At 37.1% G+C, this 20,858-nt stretch carries 21 protein-coding genes and 1 pseudogene; 19 read left to right on the top strand and 3 right to left on the bottom strand.

What is annotated here, in order from left to right:
* The first annotated feature begins 153 nt into the window (after nt 1–153).
* From AB447_RS15175 to AB447_RS15160, 4 genes are all read left to right on the top strand, one after another.
* Nucleotides 154–378, top strand: coding sequence for a hypothetical protein (locus AB447_RS15175; protein WP_057957632.1), 225 nt, complete (start codon nt 154–156; stop codon nt 376–378).
* Nucleotides 379–383: 5 nt separating this feature from the next.
* Nucleotides 384–599 (top strand): hypothetical protein, encoded by a 216-nt coding sequence (locus AB447_RS15170; RefSeq protein ID WP_048353763.1) that lies wholly within the window; start codon nt 384–386, stop codon nt 597–599.
* A 164-nt stretch (nt 600–763) separates the two neighbouring features.
* Nucleotides 764–892 (top strand): hypothetical protein, encoded by a 129-nt coding sequence (locus AB447_RS27285; protein ID WP_263441289.1) that lies wholly within the window; start codon nt 764–766, stop codon nt 890–892.
* A gap of 344 nt (nt 893–1,236) precedes the next feature.
* Nucleotides 1,237–1,854: a type II toxin-antitoxin system PemK/MazF family toxin gene (locus AB447_RS15160; RefSeq protein WP_048353761.1), complete on the top strand. Its 618-nt coding sequence runs from the start codon at nt 1,237–1,239 to the stop codon at nt 1,852–1,854.
* 232 nt (nt 1,855–2,086) lie between these two features.
* Here AB447_RS15160 and AB447_RS15155 read toward each other — a convergent pair whose 3' ends face one another.
* On the bottom strand, nt 2,087–2,425 hold the full coding sequence (locus AB447_RS15155; RefSeq protein WP_048353760.1) for a hypothetical protein: 339 nt from the start codon (nt 2,423–2,425) through the stop codon (nt 2,087–2,089).
* Nucleotides 2,426–2,907: 482 nt separating this feature from the next.
* Between AB447_RS15155 and AB447_RS27535 the strand changes: the two genes are divergently transcribed.
* Nucleotides 2,908–3,024, top strand: coding sequence for a glutaredoxin domain-containing protein (locus AB447_RS27535; RefSeq protein WP_082634664.1), 117 nt, complete (start codon nt 2,908–2,910; stop codon nt 3,022–3,024).
* Between the two features lie 440 nt (nt 3,025–3,464).
* A pseudogene (locus AB447_RS15145) lies at nt 3,465–4,169 on the top strand (RNA-guided endonuclease TnpB family protein); the annotation flags it as partial.
* A gap of 223 nt (nt 4,170–4,392) precedes the next feature.
* Here AB447_RS15145 and AB447_RS15140 read toward each other — a convergent pair.
* Nucleotides 4,393–4,722, bottom strand: a complete 330-nt coding sequence (locus AB447_RS15140) for a hypothetical protein (RefSeq protein ID WP_048353758.1) — start codon at nt 4,720–4,722, stop codon at nt 4,393–4,395.
* A 76-nt stretch (nt 4,723–4,798) separates the two neighbouring features.
* Between AB447_RS15140 and AB447_RS15135 the strand changes: the two genes are divergently transcribed.
* Nucleotides 4,799–5,083 (top strand): hypothetical protein, encoded by a 285-nt coding sequence (locus AB447_RS15135; RefSeq protein ID WP_048353757.1) that lies wholly within the window; start codon nt 4,799–4,801, stop codon nt 5,081–5,083.
* Nucleotides 5,084–5,174: 91 nt separating this feature from the next.
* On the opposite strand, the gene AB447_RS15130 is transcribed toward AB447_RS15135, so the two are convergent.
* A complete protein-coding gene (locus AB447_RS15130; protein WP_048353756.1) occupies nt 5,175–5,516 on the bottom strand; it encodes a helix-turn-helix domain-containing protein in 342 nt (113 codons plus the stop codon).
* A 745-nt stretch (nt 5,517–6,261) separates the two neighbouring features.
* On the opposite strand from AB447_RS15130, the gene AB447_RS15125 reads away from it, so the two are divergent.
* From AB447_RS15125 to AB447_RS15070, 12 genes are all read left to right on the top strand, one after another.
* On the top strand, nt 6,262–7,089 hold the full coding sequence (locus AB447_RS15125) for a YkgJ family cysteine cluster protein (protein ID WP_172796358.1): 828 nt from the start codon (nt 6,262–6,264) through the stop codon (nt 7,087–7,089).
* A gap of 358 nt (nt 7,090–7,447) precedes the next feature.
* The gene (locus AB447_RS15120; RefSeq protein WP_053075379.1) at nt 7,448–7,816 is read left to right on the top strand and encodes a hypothetical protein; all 369 of its coding nucleotides are present in this window, start codon (nt 7,448–7,450) and stop codon (nt 7,814–7,816) included.
* Nucleotides 7,817–8,130: 314 nt separating this feature from the next.
* On the top strand, nt 8,131–8,619 hold the full coding sequence (locus AB447_RS15115; RefSeq protein WP_048353754.1) for a hypothetical protein: 489 nt from the start codon (nt 8,131–8,133) through the stop codon (nt 8,617–8,619).
* Between the two features lie 267 nt (nt 8,620–8,886).
* Complete coding sequence (locus AB447_RS15110; RefSeq protein WP_057957630.1) at nt 8,887–14,112, top strand: hypothetical protein; 5,226 nt, start codon at nt 8,887–8,889, stop codon at nt 14,110–14,112.
* Nucleotides 14,113–14,689: 577 nt separating this feature from the next.
* Complete coding sequence (locus AB447_RS15105) at nt 14,690–15,034, top strand: hypothetical protein (protein ID WP_048353752.1); 345 nt, start codon at nt 14,690–14,692, stop codon at nt 15,032–15,034.
* A 184-nt stretch (nt 15,035–15,218) separates the two neighbouring features.
* Complete coding sequence (locus tag AB447_RS15100; RefSeq protein WP_048353751.1) at nt 15,219–15,461, top strand: hypothetical protein; 243 nt, start codon at nt 15,219–15,221, stop codon at nt 15,459–15,461.
* 364 nt (nt 15,462–15,825) lie between these two features.
* Nucleotides 15,826–16,014, top strand: coding sequence for a hypothetical protein (locus AB447_RS15095; RefSeq protein ID WP_048353750.1), 189 nt, complete (start codon nt 15,826–15,828; stop codon nt 16,012–16,014).
* Between the two features lie 79 nt (nt 16,015–16,093).
* Nucleotides 16,094–16,630: a hypothetical protein gene (locus tag AB447_RS15090; RefSeq protein ID WP_156415990.1), complete on the top strand. Its 537-nt coding sequence runs from the start codon at nt 16,094–16,096 to the stop codon at nt 16,628–16,630.
* Between the two features lie 192 nt (nt 16,631–16,822).
* Nucleotides 16,823–17,098 (top strand): 2-hydroxyacyl-CoA dehydratase, encoded by a 276-nt coding sequence (locus tag AB447_RS15085; protein WP_048353748.1) that lies wholly within the window; start codon nt 16,823–16,825, stop codon nt 17,096–17,098.
* Between the two features lie 48 nt (nt 17,099–17,146).
* Nucleotides 17,147–17,473: a hypothetical protein gene (locus AB447_RS15080; protein ID WP_048353747.1), complete on the top strand. Its 327-nt coding sequence runs from the start codon at nt 17,147–17,149 to the stop codon at nt 17,471–17,473.
* Between the two features lie 274 nt (nt 17,474–17,747).
* A complete protein-coding gene (locus AB447_RS15075) occupies nt 17,748–18,881 on the top strand; it encodes a hypothetical protein (RefSeq protein ID WP_156415989.1) in 1,134 nt (377 codons plus the stop codon).
* A 34-nt stretch (nt 18,882–18,915) separates the two neighbouring features.
* Nucleotides 18,916–20,856: an AAA family ATPase gene (locus AB447_RS15070; RefSeq protein WP_048353745.1), complete on the top strand. Its 1,941-nt coding sequence runs from the start codon at nt 18,916–18,918 to the stop codon at nt 20,854–20,856.
* Nucleotides 20,857–20,858 lie beyond the last annotated feature (2 nt).

The following is a 20,858-nucleotide window of genomic DNA, read 5'->3' as shown; positions in this document are numbered from 1 at the left end:
CATTAGGGGGCTAAATAGTTCTCGACTATATAGGTTTTACGGGTGAGCTATATTATGAACTTAGTTCTCGGATGACAGACAGGGAAATTGCTGATCGTGAACTCCACATATCGCCAAGCACTCTATCGAAATGGAAAAAGGAAAATGGTATTGATGATTACAATTCGAATTATGTTGAATTTTCATTTAAAGAGTGGCTATCGAGAATGGAGAAAGGATTATCAGAGGAAGAAGTTGCGAAGGAATTCGGTTTCGAAAGCTTCACTACCTACATTCAATATAAAAAAAGAAAAAGGATACCGCTTAAATATAGAGGATGAGACAGAAAAAGCTGTTGATTTTTATGGAGGAGTCAATTTTCATAATCGAGGAGGATGAGTGTGTTGGCTGAAAAGGAATTTGTCACTCCAGAGGTGGCAGAAGCTCTAGATTTATGGCTGAGTGAAATGAAGGGAGATAAACAAAAAATTCTCGAAATACATGCTGAGGCCTATAGATTTCGAGCTTATATTTCGAGAATTGAACCTTTGAATTTTGTTGATCCTATCAAAATGGAAAGGATTTTAGAACGAGGATATGAGCGTATCGAGATTAGTTAGTAAAGATTGCTTAAATACACTTAGGATTCGTTTTACAAGAAACGAGCATATGAGGAGATAGCTAGGATTACCTCACTCATATGCACTGTACGACACCCAAAACGCTCTTTAAGCCATCTAGGAGGGTTGCCCCCCTCCTAAATAACATACGGAGGTTTCGAGTAATGAAATTTTATCAAGAAACTCAAGAAAAACCAAATTTTTTAAATGAATTTTTGGGAATGTTGCTTGCTGGAGGGGTAATAGCAGGATTAGTCTTATTCATAGTAACGTGTTTTATTCTGTCCGTTTGATTTGTATTGGGGAATCGTAGTTATCTGGTACGGAATTTAGAAATATATAGACAGCGAAGAAGAGACTTTTGTATAATGCAGGAGTATCATTATCATTTCTTCACAACATTAAAAAGACAATATCACTTCTATGGGTGATGTTGTCTTTTTGTTTTTTTCTATCAAAACAAACCTGTTCCCAAGTGAATGAGAAATTGTATTGCCGTTTCTCGATTCTGAAAGTCTCTAAAACCGGAAGGGCAAAGAAGATGATCTCGGGTATCAGTATTTGTAGTTGTGCATAAAAAAACATATTCCCCTGACAACAAACAAAGTTGTAAAATGGAGTCGATAGGGGGAAAATTATGAGTAAAAATGAGACTAATCCGGTTATCGAGCCTGAAATAATAGGCCAAGATACAATTCAAATGAAAAGAAATCAATCGTTGCTCAACGATTTGATGTTTATTGTTGAAAACATGGATGTAAAACGAGGTACTATATTCTTAGATTGGATCCAACAACAAAACCAATATCTTGTTTGGGAAACAAACTTTGATCCGAAAAGATTAAAGAGATACAAACGGGGAGATATAGTTCTAGCTCATTTTGGGTTTAATGTAGGAGCTGAGTTTGGTGGATTGCACTATGCCGTGGTTGTTAAAAATGATTCCAAAAGTAACCCGATGTTAAACGTAATTCCTCTCTCGTCTTTAAAGGAAGGACAAACTCCGGATGATTTGCATCCCGAAACTGTGTATTTAGGCAACATTTCTGGTCTAAACGATAAGAAATCTTTTGCAAAAATGAATCAAATGAGACCGATAAGCAAACTGAGAATCTTTAAACCTAAAAAAGCAAATCATCAAGCTTTTAAATTGACTGATGATCAGATGGATTTAATCGACGAAAAAATCGTAAAAATGTTTACAAAAATTAAGATAACCCAACAGAATACTGAGAAAAGTGAAGTTTCTCCTTGATTTTTAAGCGAATACGCTATATAATTAGCGTAAAGATTAGCATATCAGTGCTTTATAAGAACCAAAATAAATAATGCCCTTTAAGCAATGATGCTTATGATGCGGCCACATAAAAACTTAACTTACCATGTGAAAAAACATGGCAAAAGGAAAAGTCATCCCGATCATTGGGATGACTTTTTACGTTGTGAAATAAAAAGCCGCCAAAAAAGGCGGTATGTTTAACATAAGTTTAGTATTTTTCAATTTTGTATCCAGCATCACTTAAGATCCGCTTCTGTTCTGCTGTCGGGGTTTGTTTTGTTCCAATTAATGCAACCATAGTCTCAGGTACTGTTCTTACCAGCTTGAGCTCATAGTGTACGATATTCCAGAATATAGACTCGTCATCTCGGTCAGCACCTTCTACAAACGATTCGATCATTCTGTGGTCAGTTCCTCGGATTCCGCAGTCGAAATCACCACTAATCATTGTTCCATCACTAAGAATATAGAGGGCTTCCCTTGGATTCTCAGTAAAACTATAACCTTCTTCAATTATTTCGTCTTTTAAACTTTTTAAGTCTTTCACACAAAACATCCCTTCAGAGTTTATTTTTATAATTATTATAAAAAACATTATATTATTTGTCAATTAAGTTCGATTGATTACGAAGAGATCGTAGCAACCATATCAAGGGTGCCGCTATGGATTGATTTGGTGATGTGAAGCGTTATGGATCTGCTATAAAGCATTATAAGTGGGTTATAGAATGTTATGGAAAACCTCTTTTCGGACAGGAGAACAACTTGTGAGATCAACACGGTAAAGATTCGTTAACTGGTTAAGGGGAGAGTGTTATTTTGAATAATTAAAATGATTTGTTTTATTTTTTAGAAAAGATAAGGAGATTAAAAAGAGACTTAAGCTTTGGTGAATTTCAATCATCGTAGAAAAGGGTGAGGCAAGCGGTTGTTTTTTGAGATTAATTTTGCTCTTTAAATGTATGAAAGTCTCTTTGGCGGTATGGGAAACCGTTTGAAATTAACGACTATTATAGGGAAGGTGAGAGAATGTTGGTATTCTTATATTCCGACGAGAAATGTTTCTATTGTCAGAAACAAAAAGAATGGTTTGATGAACAGAATATTGAGTATGAAGAAAAGGATGTTTCAAAAAACCACCTATAATCGGGTGGTTTTTTGTTATTTTATATACTTTTAGTCAATTGTATTATGTTTTGTAATATTGGCTTCTTTTCTTTTTGGATTCTCAAATGATACAATGTTCAAGAAATCTATATAAGGGAGGTTTCCCTACATGCGTTTAAACATATACACAATAATCTTTATCATTTTAGCCATAGCATCTAATTTGATTTCAATATTCGTTTTCAACCAAGGCATCTTAGGATATATCCTTGCTATTGTCTTTTTGTTGGCCGCTGGATATTCAACAAAATTCACAAAGTCAAAGGATCAAAACAGACCGCCTAAAAGTGAATAGAACAAAAGTTAACCCTTCGTCGGAAGATAACGAGGGGTTTTGCTATTTTGGATGGTGATTTACAGATTTTCCGAGAAAGCCCATGCAGGGCGTAGCCCGTCTTAGACATGGGATGATAGTGAGGTTGGTTGACAAAGACAATCGTAACTTTGATTTGCTCAAGCACAAGCTAGGCGCACTTCGTATCACGCAAAAGTCAGGTAAATGGATTGCTCAAATTTCAGTCACTATTCCTACAAGCGAAAAAACAGGAACAAAAAGAATGGGAGTAGATTTAGGGCTTAAAGTTCCTGCTGTTGCTGTAACAGATGATGAAAAGGTGCGTTTCTTTGGCAACGGCAGACAAAACAAATACGTAAAGCGTAAATTTCGCTCTGAGCGCAAAGTGTTAGGCAAAAAGAAAAAGTTAAATGCTATTCGCAGATCGAAAGATAAAGAGCAACGCTGGATGAAAGACCAAGACCATAAGGTTAGTCGTGCAATTGTCAACTTTGCTAAAGAAAACAACATATCTGTCATTCGCTTAGAACAATTAGCGAATATTAGACAGACGGCAAGAACAAGCCGTAAAAACGAAAAAAACTTGCATAGCTGGTCATTCTATCGCCTGACTCAATTCATTGAATATAAAGCGAATTTAGAAGGTATTAAAGTTGAGTATGTGAATCCTGCATACACAAGTCAAACGTGTCCTAAGTGCCATGAAAAGAATAAAGCACAAGATAGAAAATACAAGTGTAAGTGCGGATTCGAAAAACATCGTGATTTAGTCGGTGCTATGAATATTCAATATGCACCTGTGGTTGATGGTAACAGTCAGCCAGCCTAAGATGCTATATGCACTGTCTTAGGAGGGGTAATGAGATACCCTTATCTTGAAGGCTGTTCAAAACAGAAATGGACTGCGAACGTTTAGTCATTCAAGAATCCCACCCGTCACACCATAAGGTGTAGGGCTTGCGACTTCAGTCGTGGGAGTCTCAAATAGTCAAATAAAAAGCAGATTCTATAAGGGAATCTGCTTTTCTTCTCTCTTTAAAAAACGATGGTACTTAGTCTCTTTTTTTTGGTATATCATCTAATTCAAAAATTTTACCATTATGTACTTCATAATCATACATGGTGTGTTTTTTATCATTCATAATTACAGTTCCGGCGTATTTTTTACCTTTGGCTTGTGTGTAATTATAAAAGCCATATATGTTTTCAATATCTTCTCTGTCGTAGCCTTTCTCTTTGTATAAATAGTCTCTCATTATTTCTTCTGATTGTTTAATTTTTTCAGGGTTTCCGTAAAAAAAATCTTGGTAAAAGCTATATAAACCTTTAAGAGATAGACCTAGCATTATTATAAAAATTACAATTTTGCATATTTTTTTCATAAATACCACCTATTCTATTTAAATTGCATTATAATAACTATATTATTATTTATTGGATTTAGAAAGGGGGTTAATTGTGATCAAAAAAATTTGTTCTTTGGTTTTGTTTTTTGTTTTGATGTTATCTGTTTTTACTGTTGAAGCATCAGCTTTTAATTATCCGAATGGTACTAAGGCTAAAGCCGGTGATATTTTAGTTACGAGTGATGCCTTTTCAAAGGGGATTGTTGGACATGCTGGAATGGCAACTAGTAGTAGTGAATATTTAGAAATTAGGGGTGCAGGACATTATCCTGAAATTAGATCATTGACGGTAGTGTTCAGGAAACGCATTAACATCAACGTATCTTTTGAAATCTAACGATCCATTAGCATCTTGAACTCTTTTGTTCTCATTTCTGTCATTTTCAATTGTCATCATAATCTTCCCTTGTTTTGTTTCTGAAAACTGTTTAAAAACAGTCGATTGTTCGTGTGAGAAACTCTTCTTTTTCAAGATCTGTCAGATTCTCATCACCCGATATTTCCGAAATCGCTTTAGCCAAGGTTGGATTAGCCTTGAGCACTTTTCTAGTCGATAATGGAATCTTATCAAAGGCATAGAAAAGCCAATCTTCGTCTAGACCTAGAGTTCTTGCCAATTTAACAATGACTTCGTCGGCTGGGTTAGAGCTTGCACCTTTCTCGAGCTTAGCAATATAGTTCGTTGAAACTCCAGCAAATTTCGCAACGGTATCTAATGTATACTTTTTTTCTGCTCTTTTTAGTCTCAATACATTACTGGCATTATTCAATTGGGTGTATACCTCCTTTTCAAATAGGTGCGACTTCAGTGTTAATATATCATGTTTAATTGAATTTTGTAGCTTTCAGTAAGCTACAAAGGCAACAAAGAAAAAGCCCATCCTCCATGGGATGGGCTTTTTCCCTGACAAAATAATCAGTAAGATCAAAAAAAGATATAGAAAATTTGATACATCTTTGACCGTACGGTGTTCCAGCACCTGCGGTCTTTTTTATCTTTGTTAATTGCAAATAACATATTTCTTAATCAAATTCTACATTAGCTTAGCAAAAAAAGTCAAAGGGTTTTTAGGAGCTTATCCGCTCCGCTCTGTTGAAAAACAAAAAAGGGCCATAAAAAATATGGCCAAGAAAAATAAATAGGGGGTCAATTACTGTCAGAACATACGTTCTATATAATTTTATTTCCGAATAACGAAAAAGTCAATAGTTTTTTCATCTAAACTTAAAGTTGACGTGCTTTCCGCTCCCGTTGCATCGCTCCTCATACTCAAAATCGAAAATTTACGTCTCCGGCCGGAAACGCCGTTCTGTATTAATATTGGCGACTGGATTCTTGATTTGGTTGGCTGGGGGGTGTTTCCTGTGAATGGTTGCCATAGTCTATATTGAATTCTTCACGTCTCGTCTTATATATTAATACTTGAAGGAATATATGAGCAGAAATGTTTTTCAAGGTTATTGTGTTCTAAGAAAGACAGGAGAGACAAAAAAGAAAAGGGGATGACCGGGGAGATGAGTGATACTATTTCAAGGAATGATCCTTGTTTTTGCGGGAGCGGCAAAAAATATAAAAAGTGTCATAGTGATATTAATCCAAAGTCAAGAGCCGCCTTGTTGCTTAAATTGAATCGAGCGATTGACGATAGAATCAAGGGATATCAAGAAAGCACTGGTTATGTACCTCCATGTCATAGCGGTTGCGCCAACTGTTGCTTTGAAGACTTTTCAATAACAGAAATCGAGTTTGAGTTAATCATGAGAGAGTTGAAATCTTGGGACGGAAAAGATGTAGAGAGAGTATACAATCTGGCTCTAGACCAGTGTGAGAAGATGAAAAAAGAGAGGCCTTATGATTGGAGGAACCTTGAAAAAAATATTGGGGGTACCGATACCGGGGCATTCAAAAAACAACTTGAAGCTCACAGATTAGTTCAAAGAAATAAATTTCCTTGTCCTTTGTTAGATACGGATACAAACTCCTGCAAAGTGTATGATTCTCGACCGATTGTTTGCAGATCCTTTGGGACAGCACACACTTCGACGGATGAAAGTTCTTCGTTTGAGGTATGTGAGCATATTCCGGATTCAAGGCAACATGCAAAGATAACGCCAAATGTTGAAGATTTGCAAGAGTCTGCTTGGAAATTCACAAATATTGAGACGCCATCTGGACAATTTGTTTTTCAGAGAGCATATCCGATATATTATTGGTTTAGGATTTTCTACAATAGAACAGGGGAAAAGAAAGCCCAATACAATTATTATGACAGGCCAATTAATTTCAACCAAACTCTTGATCAAGCGAATCGTATCATCTCGAAAGAGGTCAACCTTATTTGAGTGAAATGGATAGATGTATAGAATAGGCTAGACTAGAGTCAGAAGGATTCTATTCTGAAAAAACGCATGAAAAAATAAAAAGGCCGATTGAAGGATGAAAGCTTAACTGAAACAAACAAAAAACCTCTTTAAGCAGATGGTTGGTCTGCAAGAGGTTTTTTGCTGAATGAAGTGTTAAGGCTTTGATACATTCACATTATAGCACAGATTACCCAGATTTGCTCGTGTCGTAGTATAGAAGACACACAATGATCAAAAAAATTAGAGAATGCCGGTTCAAAATCTAAAATTCACAGAGCTGTTTTGATTTGATATAGAGCGGCAGAAAAATGTAGAGAAAAGAGGGGGGGTACCAAGTGTGAGTGACAAAAAATACGAGTCTATATGGTGGTATACGACATTATTAATGTTCCTATTAATGATTTTGAATAATTTTGTTATGAAAATTGAGATTTTAAATGTTATTATTGCGGCTGTATACATAGTGTTTATGGGGATTGTTAAGATCAAACATAAGAAACTGAAACAAGTACAGCGGATTGAATTAACGATCAAGAAAAATGTCATAATTTTTGTAGCTTCTGGTTGTGTTGGATTGATAATGTACGAGATTAGAGAACATACTTCCTTGACTACGGCCACAATTATTTTAGTCGTGTTTATAGCAGTTTGTTTGATGCTTGAGGTGATTTGGAAAAGGTATATAAAGAAGCGAGAGCAGGAGTGATTCCTGCTCTTTTTGTTGTATAACGCCCGGTTTGTTCCTTGCATCTAATCACAGGGGAGGTCAAGCATTAATTAATTCAATACAGGGGGCTGTGTAGAAGCGGCTACTGTTCTGTATTGCTATGGAGCGCTGAAGTAAGGCATAAAAAGTGTGACCTCATTCACGCTTGAGGGCCCCGCTCTTTATTGCTACGAAGTAACAGGGGAGCTCAAGGTTTCCCCTGTAACATTCAGCTTCAATTTGGATCTCCGTACATTTTCAGGAGATACTGGAATATTGTATAATTACGATACGGGCATTGAAGGAGAAATACGATGAAGAGAAAACTAATGATCATCATCACGATGGCGTTATTTCTTATTGCTGGATGCGGGCGATTAGACGCTGATTCAGAAGCGAAAAAGTTCAAGGAATATGATCTGAAAGAAGAAAAAGGCTTTTATTCTTTTTATCCAACAGTTTCAAATAAAGCTATTATCAGTTCGTTCAAAAATGATCCCAACACATTTGACGAGCAAATTCGTAAAGAAAATATTCCGAATGACAAAGAAGGTTTAGTAATTTGGCTTTCGACTGAGTCAGATAAGGATAGTATTAGAAAGGCGATGAACAGGATAGCCGAGAAAGATAAAGATCTAATGCCTGATTGGGTCATAAAGGAAGTGTTAGATACTGATCCCGAAGGGTATTTTGACAAAGAAATAGACGTAGACGGTATGCCGTATCCTTATCACTTAAAGAAGAAAGACGGAGCGTTACTCGTTGTATTTAAATATTCTATCAAATATTATGTTTTCAAATAACCACCTATAATCGGGTGGTTTTTTGTTATTTTATATACTTTTAGTCAATTGTATTATGTTTTGTAATTTAGAATTTTTAATTCCTTATAATGAATTGATTTTTTCTATGTTCCTGATATGACGGTATTTATGATGTATTTATTCGCATTTTATTAAAATTAAAAATCAGATTTTCAAGAAAAAATATTGTTAGTTGATTCTCAAAATGTTATATTTAATTTAGTCCAAAAATGATCTTTGAAAACTTAATAGGAGTTGAATCGAGGAATGGTGTATAGACGCAAAGCCTTGAGGATTTTCATCATATTTGCCTGTCTTCTTATCATGTTTTTCTCCAATTTTGGAGGATTGCTAAGCGGGGGAACAGCCTATGCCGCAGAAGATGAGGAAAAGACAAGCGAACCTGAAAAGTCAAGCTATATTGAGACGACTGACAAAAACAAGGCAGAAAAGATAAAAGCACTTGATTCGAGTGTCTTCAAAGACGAAAACTTTTCAGCCATGGCTCAGGCTTCTATTGTAGAAGCGGACGGGGTCACAAAAATTGTTTCTAGTCTCAGCGATTTGACGGGTTCTAATTTCAGCGGGACGATCAAGGATAACTCTAATGATGCTGACAACAACAGCGATCTTAAAAAAGAGTTTGGATACGAACCTGATGAGGTCATGATTCCACGTATACCGTTGTCTCTTTCACCAGACAGCAATGAGGCCGCTTCCCTTAACGATATTTATCTAACGGGAAAAGGGGTTAATGATGAGTACAAAAACTACAAAAAAGACTTATATGTCAATTTTGCAGGCTACTCCATCAAGATCCCGCATGAGTTCGTCAAAGATGCTCTTGTAGGCGTACAGCCTCAATTCGATGATGCATATGTTACACAATCGTATGGATCGTTTTTGGGGTTTGGGAATGTCACTCAAGATTTCAAAGCGGGCGTATACAACCAGACAACGATCCTGAATGACTTCAACTATATCAACCAAGTAGATTATTTCAGGTTTGCGAAAAAGAACGACATGTTAGGGTTTGCGACCAAATTGTATGTTGATGCATATGGGAATATCACGACTGGTACCGCTCAGATACTTGTTCCGTTTTATCGTAACCCTTTGATTGGTATGAACTTCAAGAATGGCAAAGACGACAGTTCCAATATTGGTTTGGAAATTGTTAAGAACAATCAAGGGAAAAACGATGACGTCAAAAAGACCTTAGACGAATTAGAAACAGCGAGCAACGAAAGTAGCAACCAAAAGGGATACATTCTCCTCGATAAGAGAATGAAAAATATGATCAAGGATGCCGCTAACGCAGAAATCACCAAAGTGAGCGCCTATGTGAAATCGATTGAGGACACAAAGAAGCCCGCTCACAAGAAGATGATGAGCGATTCTGACATCGATAGCTTGAAGTCCCTTTTAGCCGCAAGAAGAGCGGCCCCGAGAAATGGTTTGCCGGGGTATTTGGATTTGATGTACTCGTACTATGAGGCATTGAACAAAAAGACACCTAGCAAACAAGAAAGTTTGGTATCGATAAACGATGTTCAGCTTTCTAAATGGGGCTATACAGACGTCAAAGGCAATGATTATGATGCATTCAAAAAAGACTTAGACGATCAAAACAGCAAACACTGGTGGAACTGGGAGAAGGAAAAAGCAAACTATCCTGATTACCCCGGTCTCGGTTACTACATCCAAAGGGATGATGAAACGAAATTCAAAAACCTGAGAGACAACAATGCGCTTCCTGCGTTGTCTATCGCCAATTCTAACATTTCTGGAGGAACCCTAAACATCGGGGAATATCTTGATACTGATAAGAAAGGCGATGTAGACGGAAACCAAAAGCGCTGGAGAGAGTCAGACAGCATATATGATGTCATCAAGACGCACAAGCTGGAGGCGGGAAGTCCAGAGGAAACAAAAGAGCTTGCGGTTAACCTCTACAAAGATAGAGTGCGCCTGTTCAATACAGCATTCATCACAAGTGAGAAGGCCAAAGTTGAAGATGGTAAATCTACCGGAGTTTGCTATGAACGTATCGGCTGTGTCAATATCAGCGACCAAGTAAAAGAGCAATTGGCCGCTTCAAATGATATGTCAACAGAAGATATCATCAAAGAAATTCTGACCAATCCGGGTCTTTACATCAAACGGATTGTGCATGATATCACCGAATCGTTCTACACAGAAAACTTTATCAATTTCAACATGTCTAACATCTTTGATACAAAAGGTCTTGAATCACTTGGAGCCTTTTGGGATTATGCACTCCAAGCGTTCCCGTACATCTTAGTCCTTGGAACGACCATTCTTATAGGGATTGGAGCCTTCTTGTATGTTCGAGGCATTCGGACATTAAGAGAAGAAGCCGCAAAAATCGGGTCATTCATTATTATTACACTGTGTATATTCCTTGTGTATCCGAGGCTGATGCCGATTCTGTTTAACGTACCTGTTCAGACCATTCACCAAGATACGATGTATCGGAATCTGACAGTCGAGTCATGGATCGTTGATAAGGCGGAAAACAGTTTTAACGATCTATTCAGAAACAAAACTGTAGATCGCTATATCCCGAGGAAATTTGATTACCAAGTTGAATTGACTACGACTACACCGAAGACCAACGGCAGTATTTTCTCTCAGACGAGGGACATTGAAACAATGGCCGGGAAAAACCAATCGATTACTACGGAAAACTATAACCCAAATGAAATGATCAAGGTTAAGGTAACGGTAGAAGATCTGATTGACTGGTCAAATGCTCGTTTAGGTCAAGGAAATGCTAAGAAAACCGATGCAAGTTTCTTTGATTGGCTGGCTTCTCAAGCCGGAACTGATGGCAACGATGGCAGATACGAAAGCAGGGGAGAAAGCAACAATCCGAAAAAGCCGAAACGCTATCCTGATGAATATGCTCAATTGTCCAAATACAGCGAGTATCAATACACCAAAGAATGGTTTAAAGGGGTAGATGCAGGCGAAGACAGCGTCTTTAAAGAAAAGGCACTCACAGCATCTGAGATCTTCCTGAAAATCTATTCTCAGCTTTCTGGCAATAAGCAGAATGAATCTCCGTCTCATCAATTGATCAAAGCATTTGATGAAACGTTCGCTAAGGGCTTAGAAAGCTCCGGTACAGGAGGAGGCGGGTTAGAAGTAGGTCAAGGGTCGAAGAAAATCACATCGACAACTTCTACATTTAACTCAACGCAATTTAACGGCTTCTTACAAAGAATTGCCGCTCCGGGAGCCAACGCAAGTGAACGGGAATATGACGGCCTTGGTGAATATAGCGTGAAAAAGCTAGAGAAAGATATCCCGGCGTTGCAAGAGTCGGATATTTTGATGTTTAGAAACATCATGCCGGCACTTTTCAATCTGACAGAGGATGAAGCGAACCAACCTCAAGTCAAACGAAAGCTTGACGAGATCAGCAGTAACATAGTTTACGAAACATCTAAGGAGTACTTGGTTCATTTCTATATCTTAGACAAGATACCGGAAATGAGGAACTATCAAAAGGACAACTCAAATGGGAAATACAGCGATAAGGCTTTGACTTTATTGTTATTCCTTAACTTCATGAAAGAGTCTGGAGTACATGGGTATCCTACAGGTCTCCAATTAGATGCGGTATCAGTAGACAACTTCTTGAGGGCGTATTTAGTTCCGCTTAACATGTTGCAAGAGCAAGCACAAGAAGCTCCAGCAAGCACGACTGATTCAAACAGTACGGAAGCGGTGTCGAACCAAGAGCTGACATTACCAAGCTTTATCTCGTACAATTTCAGCTTAGTTACGCTTCTATCGTTCTTCCTGTCTTTGATTTATTTAGTGTCGTTCGGGATGATCAAGAGCTTGATATTCCTGATACTGATTCCTGGCTTAACGGTCATCGGGTTAATATGGCATTACTTCTTAAGGCCGCTCCTTTCGTCCCTCAGATTAGGGGATCCAAATGGAGGCTCAGATCGAGGAACTAAAGGTGAAGATGATGGAGTATGGGCGTTACAATTGCTGAAAGGCGTAACCATGTTGCTTGGAACCTTCTTTGTCGTTAATATTGTGTTCCACTTCGTATGGCATACAACACAGGTATTGTCAGATCTAAAAGTGACTTACGGTGGTAGCCCGCTGTTTGGAGCCGGAAAGACCGTCACCAACTCAATCATTCTGGTTGGGGTTCTATATTTCTTGGTGAATTTGATCCTCATTCCAACATTACTGATGATTAAGGATGCACCTTTAACTGTCTCAGGTGATGTATCTATGAGACAACGCTTAAGCCGTTATGCCAATAAAATCACTTCTGACAATTTCTTTGCTCGTAAAATTCGCAACATGCAACAGAGAACGCAGGAATTCCTCAGTAACCACCTCAACGTAGGTGAACTGAAAGGCAAAGCACAAAGAGCAAGAGAAAAGCTTCGAAATTCGGTCATCAATACCTTGATCGGTGCGGCCGGGATAGGAACAGCGGCGGCTGGAGCTTCTAAGTTATCCGATAAAGGAAAATCCGCTCTGCAAACAGCATTGAACAGCGGACTTGTTAGATTCCGCTTGAATCGTCTTGAGAGAGATGGATTGAATGACGAAGAAGGAAAGGCGCTTGCTTCAAGAGTGAATAGAGAAGCAAAAGAAGTTATGAGTACAGGGTATAATGCCACTGACTTATGGAGCATGGCAAGTAATGCGGAGACTGAGAAAGCCTACAGCATACTTCAACAGCTTGGATTAGACAATATTCAGCTTGTCGAAGATCCGAATACAGGTAAGAAGTATATCCGGATGCCTCGGAGTATCGCTGAATCAGAAGATGGCCGTCAGTTGACAAATTACGTCAGAAGCCGTGTTGAACGTGATTTTGTTGAAAGAACCATCCGCTATAGCAATAAAAAAGGCAAATGGGGAGACGGTAGAACCTTCGGTAACAGAGGCGGTCTATTCGTATCCAACGCTAATGCAAGTGCATTCAGAGATTTCGCCCTACGTCACAACTTGAATACTCAAGCAACGCCGTTTAAAGACGGTTATCTGTTTAAGCATATGACCGAAAACGACTGGCAAGCATTTGTAGAAGAATCAAAACAAAATGGCATTGCCATTTCAGATCGTAACAATATGGACTATCTAAAACTTCACCATCATATTGCTGACAGATTAGTCGCAAGAGGTGGCTATAAGATCATTGGACGAGATAGTGCATTCTCATATGTTGTAGCAGAGGATAGTGACAGCTATGCTCGACTCAACAGAGCATTAAGCGAACTGAAAAAAGACTTTTCAACTCAAGAGCCTACTTCTGTTCCTGACAGCGGAAGAGAGCTAGTAGAAAGTCAATTCACAACTTATGACTTCGAAATTGACGAGAATAATCCTAATCGCACGAATCAAACTCAGAGAGCCGAACAGCGACGTCAAAACAGAGCGAGAAGAGCTGAGTCAGTCAGACGGCGTTTCGGAGCCGAGGAGAGCTAAAATTAGGGTTTAAGAAGGTTTAGAAGAGAGCGGTTTAATAGCCGCTCTCTTTTTGTTTATTCGGTTATGACTTTCTGGATCGATCTTGACAAAATGTATATATAAACATATAATTAAATTAAAATTTAGAGTTGATTGAAAAATTGCATTAGGAAACTGATATTATGAAAATTATCGATATTACAGATTTTCCGAACGAGAAAGCCCATGCAGGGCGTAGCCCGTCTTTAGACATGGGATGATAGTGAGGTCGGATACGAAGTGCCACTTGATTTATACATTAAATGCGAAGAAGAATATAAAAAGAATAGGTATTGATGATTCACTGGGTGTATTATGAATAATAATATTCTAAATAAAAGGAAAGTGTAGGGTTATGGATTTACAGTTACTTTCTTTAAAATTTGCATGTTCGTTTCTTTTTAGTTTGAGCTTTTTGTTATTCTTGATGTCTATTAATTCAAAAGATAAATCAAAAAAGAAAACTCTAGGCAAGCTCTGTATATTTTCTTGTATATTTTCTGCGGTTTTCTCAATGGCTTTTATTATTTTGATGAATTATGGATGAATAGGACAAATGGAAAAAGTAATTGATTTAGACACTCAATTTTTAGGAACAAGAGAGCAGAGTTTGAGGGTAATGATTCAAATCGGAATAATTAGGCAAGCGTTTGGGGTTAAAAACGATGAAACCAAAAAGCCCGTTAGAGATTATGAGAGAGATATTATTCTATCCGATGATGAAATAAGAAAAGAATTTAATCAGGAATTAAAATGGATAAACATAGCTAAAGAAAAAAGTGATTTTGGGGGCATAAAAGAGTTTGAAAATAGAGCTCGCTATTTTATCGAGGCGGTCAGGTTTTTTAATGCTAGCTTAGCAGACGAATTTGAAAATCTATTAGACGGCGTTTCGGCGTAGAGAAAGGCTGAAAATAGGATTTAAGAAGGTTTAAAGAGAGTGGTTTAACGGCCGCTCTCTTTTTTGTTTATTACGGTTGAGACTTTGTGAGCAATATTTGACAAAAAGTATTTTGATCTATATAATAAAATTATAATAACGATTGAATGAATTGCATATTTTAAACAGAATGGAGATGTTAAAAATGAATCAAAACACAATGGGCAACCTAGGAGAGATTAGGCAGCTACAAAATAAATTAGCATTAAAACGAGTTAAATTATCGTCTGTTGAGTTAAATGATGAGGAATTAAACAAAATTGATGAAATGCTATCAGATTTTGATACTGTACTTAGAAATTTGTCTTTAAATAAAAATGCATTAAAAGATTATCAATTTGGCGGTTTATTGAGTGTTTTAGAAGACATGAAGAAAAAGAATTATTGATTTATGGGTGAGATCTTGTGAGTAAAACTCGTCACAGCGAGTATAAAGAGGCATTAGGCTGTGAGCGTTCCCCGTCATGGGGAGGTTGCAACAAAAATAAATTAATTGTGTTAGGGTTTTAAAGGAGGGCAACAGTTTGGGTACTAACTGAACAAGGCTGGAAAAACAGAGATGAAGTGCTGACACCGACAACATTGAATATTAAAAAGAAACCAGTAGCACAACCTATTAAGGTTAATGAGGAAATGACTAATAAGCTATTAAGTGAGCTACCAATGGCGGCAAGGATATTATCTTATTCATTGTGAGTAACTTGCGATTTATTCCAAACGACAAATTGTTAATATGAATTAGGAGATGGAAAATGAATAACAATGTAAGTGTCAAAAAAGAGGTTAAGTCCTATATACAAAAAATTGTTGGTACGATATATGGGCCAAGTCTTGTTGTTGGAATTGTAGAAAGAGATGGAGGAGAATATATCCATCTAAAAGAGAATGGAGAAGAGGATTATTTTGTATCTTTAGAGCAATGGCCTGAGTTGTTAGCCTGAAAACCATCCGATAGCAAGAAAAAAGACACTTTAAATAGTGTTTTTTTCTTGGATTCAATTTGACAAAAAGTATATATGATTGTATAATTTATCAAAAATAAAAGGGGAGGTAAATGGAGCTTTAACTGCTCTTGTGGTCAAAATGAAAAAACAAATAATAAATTTAATGAATAACAAACCGAAAATCAAACAGGTTGGGAAAGTGATAAAACAATTTTTTGAGATTGACAAAAGGCCTTTACAGGTCGGGTTTTTTGTTGGGGAGGATGGGAAGGTTAAGTTTTTAAATGATGTGGAGCTGTTGAATGAAGTTAAACATTTAAATCATAAGCCGGAGCACGTATATTCCTTTGAAGTGCTTGACTCACTGGATATATCCTCTGATCCAAAACGAGAACAGGTTAAGATCAATGGTAAAACTCCGGTTGTATTCCAATACTCAAAGGATATATCCTTTCAAACAAATGATGGGCGTAAATGGATGGGCGAGGGGATAAATATTGAATTTATGAAAAAACAGAAATACACACATCTTGTTTTAATTGAATCTTTAATTGTTGACACTCCCACCCATAAAATGGGCAAGCTGGCTAACGCCAGTGGGATTCTTGAATGACTAAGCGTTCTCAGTCCATTTCTGTTTTGAACAGCCTTCAAGTTTGCGGTGTGTCATCACCACTCCCACGACAGACCATATAGGTTCGTGGGCTACGGCACTATGACCATGCCGTGACGAAGTTAGCTCAACTGAATATGAGAAAGCTCAGTGCCAGATGCTAGATCACAAATAGAAAGTGGGGATTGATCAATGAATAACGAATCGGTGTCAGTTAAGTCCTTAATTTTTCATGCTCACGTACAAAAATTAAAAGAATTATTGTCTAAACAGCTAGATAAAACCATCACAGAATCGGAGTTTAAAGAATTGGTGAAGCTAACCGATGAGTGCATAAAAATGATGGAAAATGTTTTTGAAGAAACAAATAATTTTCTTTTAGGGAGCAACTTAATTAAGGAAGAGGAAGCTAAAGAACTGTCCGAAATGCTAGAGAAAGTGAAGAAAAGGCGCCGGAAATATAACTAAAAGAAGGCCCGATATTTTTGTAATAAAATATGATCTTAAGGAGAAGGAATGTTTAAAGGAATACAAATATTTTGTTTAGTTGTTGTATTTGCGTATTTTTTTCAGATGTTGTTTTTTTACCGCCCCTCTATTATAGAAATGACGGTTTTGGTAGTAACTTTTTTTGCAACTGGTGTTTGTTCTCTTGTACATAAGTTTTTTTATAAAGGGGCGATTCTCATTTTCATTGCAAGCGGGATGTACATTAAATCTGTATATTATCCGTTTGAGAGCTTTAAAGAAATTGTTTATGTAGCGCTCATTTTATTTGCTTTGTTTAGTATAGGGTTTATCCAATCATTAAAAGACTATACTAAAGAAAAGGCGGCAGACTAACCTTATATGATTTTTAAAAACGCATTTTGGTTTCGCTATCTCGGCTATAAAGGCCGGGTTTTTTTGTGTTCTTAATTGACCATAAGTATATAAATTAATATGATCTGGCTGTCAAAACAAAAGAGCATTTTCGTCTTGGTGTCAAGTCTTTATTTGATCTAAATGATACAAAAAATGTTTTTTAAATCATTTTTTCTTCATATAAAATCTTTCTAAAATCAGAAAAAACCATTATAATTAAACTGAGAACAAATATAAAGGAAGTGTAAATAAAATGGAAGATAGAGAGGGATTTAACGAAAAATCTATAGACACTCGACGGTTCCTTGTCCCGTCTGATGTAGACTCTTTTTCTCAAGCGAAGTTTGGGAATTACTTCTTTTCAACCGGAAGATTAGTGTCCGTTATAGCGATGATGCTGTTTGTGATCCTTGTCTTCATATTCAAATTGGTTAATGGGGATGTATCCGGTGCGTTTAAGTTTTTAGGCATCGCTGTATTGATAATCGGTATTGTCAGTTATTTTTTCATTTTCAAATTGTCCTATTGGAAAAAGCCACTCAGTGAATGGCTCACAAATAAAGATTCGACTCCTTACGCAATCTGGCGTATTGCAGATATAACCGAAACGGAATATGGAGCGGAGGCAGTCAATGAATTGCAGAGCGGCGGAAGGGTAACGTCGTTCGTGGTTGTTCAAATTAAATACGGATCTCTAGGAGGCTATGGAGATTTAGTCGAAGCCGACAAGATCTTTGTAGATGAAATGACGAGATGGCATGAAGAGCTTTTGAAAAATAAATATGAGTTTATTCGCATCGAACGGGATGCGGAAGAAGGATACAAAGAAAAATTCAATACTTTATTCAGCCATACAACAACATTTCAAGAAAAAGAACAGCAGGACATTTATGCATATTGGATTAGATCTATGAATGATGCCGCAGAAAAAGGTTCCCGTATCCCTATGATCACTTATGTCATTTACAAAGAAGGGATTTATAAAGAGGGAGAGTTTGCGGAATCCATCCATAACATGCTTAAAGGTTTCTTTAACAATAAAATGTTTTCCAAGAAAACAGTGTTGAAAAGAGAAGATGCTGTTCGGGAAGTCATTGGAGAACACTTGGGTGTAGATGTGCTCAGAGTACAGCCTTCTGGAATGAAACGTGTTCGACTTGAAGATTATTTAGCCGTTCGGGAAGTTTTAGATGAAGACGGAAATGAAATTTTCGTTGATCTTTTAGAAGAAATTGAGGATTCCAAAGATGAGAAAATGTTATATGCAAACCAAACCAGACATAATGACAATCCGGATGAGATCGATCTTGAATTAGAGGTTTATGAAGAAGAGGAAGACGACGATTTATCAGAAGAGCAAACTATATCAACGGCTGAAAAACGGTAAGGGATATTAACCAAGAGAAAAGAGGTGAAAGTGGTTGGCTACAAAACAGATCCTTTTTATTGCTGGGGGAGAGAAAAATAATAAAGCGATACAAGAGCAAGTAAGAAGGTTACAGGATCAAGTTACGATTGATCTTGATTTTAGCTATTATTCGGTTAATGACCTTATAAAAGATGTGAAAAAACACCGTGAATCTGCCTTGTATATGTATGATCGTATCATTTTGTTTAGCACAGCTTTTTTAGCAAAGCGGGGAGATTTAGAAGGTGGGAATGAAGCTCGGAAAAACCGCTTGATAGAAGATATGGCGAACTTATTCACAATCCTCACTGAATTTAACATGAATACTAAACCTATAACAGTTTTAATAACAGAGAAGGATGGTTTTTTTGTTGAATATCTGGAACAACACCCACTTTTTTATAACCAGATAGAAGACATTAAGTTCTTATATATCGATCAAAAAATGGATTCCTCCATACTTTTTGAATTGATTAACTCAGATAATGATTTTTATTACTCAGAAAATATGCTGGAATATGAGGACTTTAAAAAGAATCAATATCCCTTTGCATGGACAAAAGTAATTCCTGAATACATCGTTGACAGATCTTCAAGATTTGAGGGATTCACTGATGAAGACTATGTGTCTTTTGCTAAAGAGAAGGGGTATGACGATCTAGAAAAAGCAGAACAAGACGGGATTTTTAATGATGCCACATATGACGACATATCGGAAGACGATTATGAGGAAGAGGGAGAACAGGAAGAAGTCAATCACAAACAAACATTCATTGATATGCTCCGTACTAAGAGAAAAATCGATGAAGAGACCATTCGAAATGAAGAGCTTCCGAGTGATCAGGAATCCGATGAAGATATTAATGAAGAGATGGATGAAGATCTACAAGAACCGAGAAAGGGCGTGTTCGGTAAACTTTTAAAACGTAAGTCTAAACGGAAATTAGAAAACGTTGACCAAGAACTAAATGATGTTGTAGAGCCTGATTACGAGGAGGAAGCGGAGGATGATTACATAGAGTATGAAGAGCCGCTTCATGATGATCAAGGAAACGAGGAGCCGCCTCAAAAAGAAAAGCATACAATTCCGTTCTTCTCAAAAGTGAAGAGCCTTTTTAAGAAAGAGGAGCAAGAGCAGGTTGAAAGTTTTCAAAAGAGATACTTACCTGAACTAGAAATTAATCGTTACACAAGTAGTCCAGTGACTTTTACGGGAGCAATAGGAGTTATTGGTCAAGAGGGATCCGGAGCAACTACAAGCGCTATTAATATTGCTGAATACTTTGTTCAATTTAATAAAACGGTTCTCTACTTGGATTTTGATTTTATATTCGGGAGCTCTGCTTACTTTTATGAAGATGAAATAGCCCAAGTTAACCCTGCAACGATGTCGGAGTATATAAATCGTCAAGCTACGAGTGAAGAGCTAGTAGTCAATATTTATGAAGATGTCGTTTATGATTGGGTGGGATCCCAGATACCTTTCAGAAATGAGTATGAAGGGTTAGCGGAAGAGGTCAGATTAGAAGTATTGATTCAGCTCATAAACGATTTCAGAGAGCTTTATGATGTTGTTGTGGTCGATATTCCATTCAGTATTGCTGAGGCATTCCCAGAAGCTGTACATCATTTAGATCATGTCTTATTTATAACCGAGAATACTCAAACAACAATGGAATTTTTCATGAGCGAAATGCACGACTTAGTAGCAAGCGTCAAAGACAAATCTTTGATCGTTAATAAGTATAATCCTCGAAATTATATTGATAGGAGAACGGCTGATTTATCTTATGTAATTGAGTTAACAGAAGGGGTTTATCCGGGATTGACGGTCTTAGGAGTCATTAACCCTAATCCTTATTTAGAGAACCAACAAAAAAGTAAAGTAGCATCTATTTATTCGGATGCAACGGTTCAAATGGATTTTGAAATTATATTAGGGAGTATTGAGTAAGC

This window comes from Bacillus glycinifermentans, assembly GCF_001042475.2.
Taxonomy (GTDB): Bacteria; Bacillota; Bacilli; order Bacillales; family Bacillaceae; genus Bacillus; species Bacillus glycinifermentans.
This window is presented reverse-complemented; position numbering and strand designations above follow the sequence as displayed.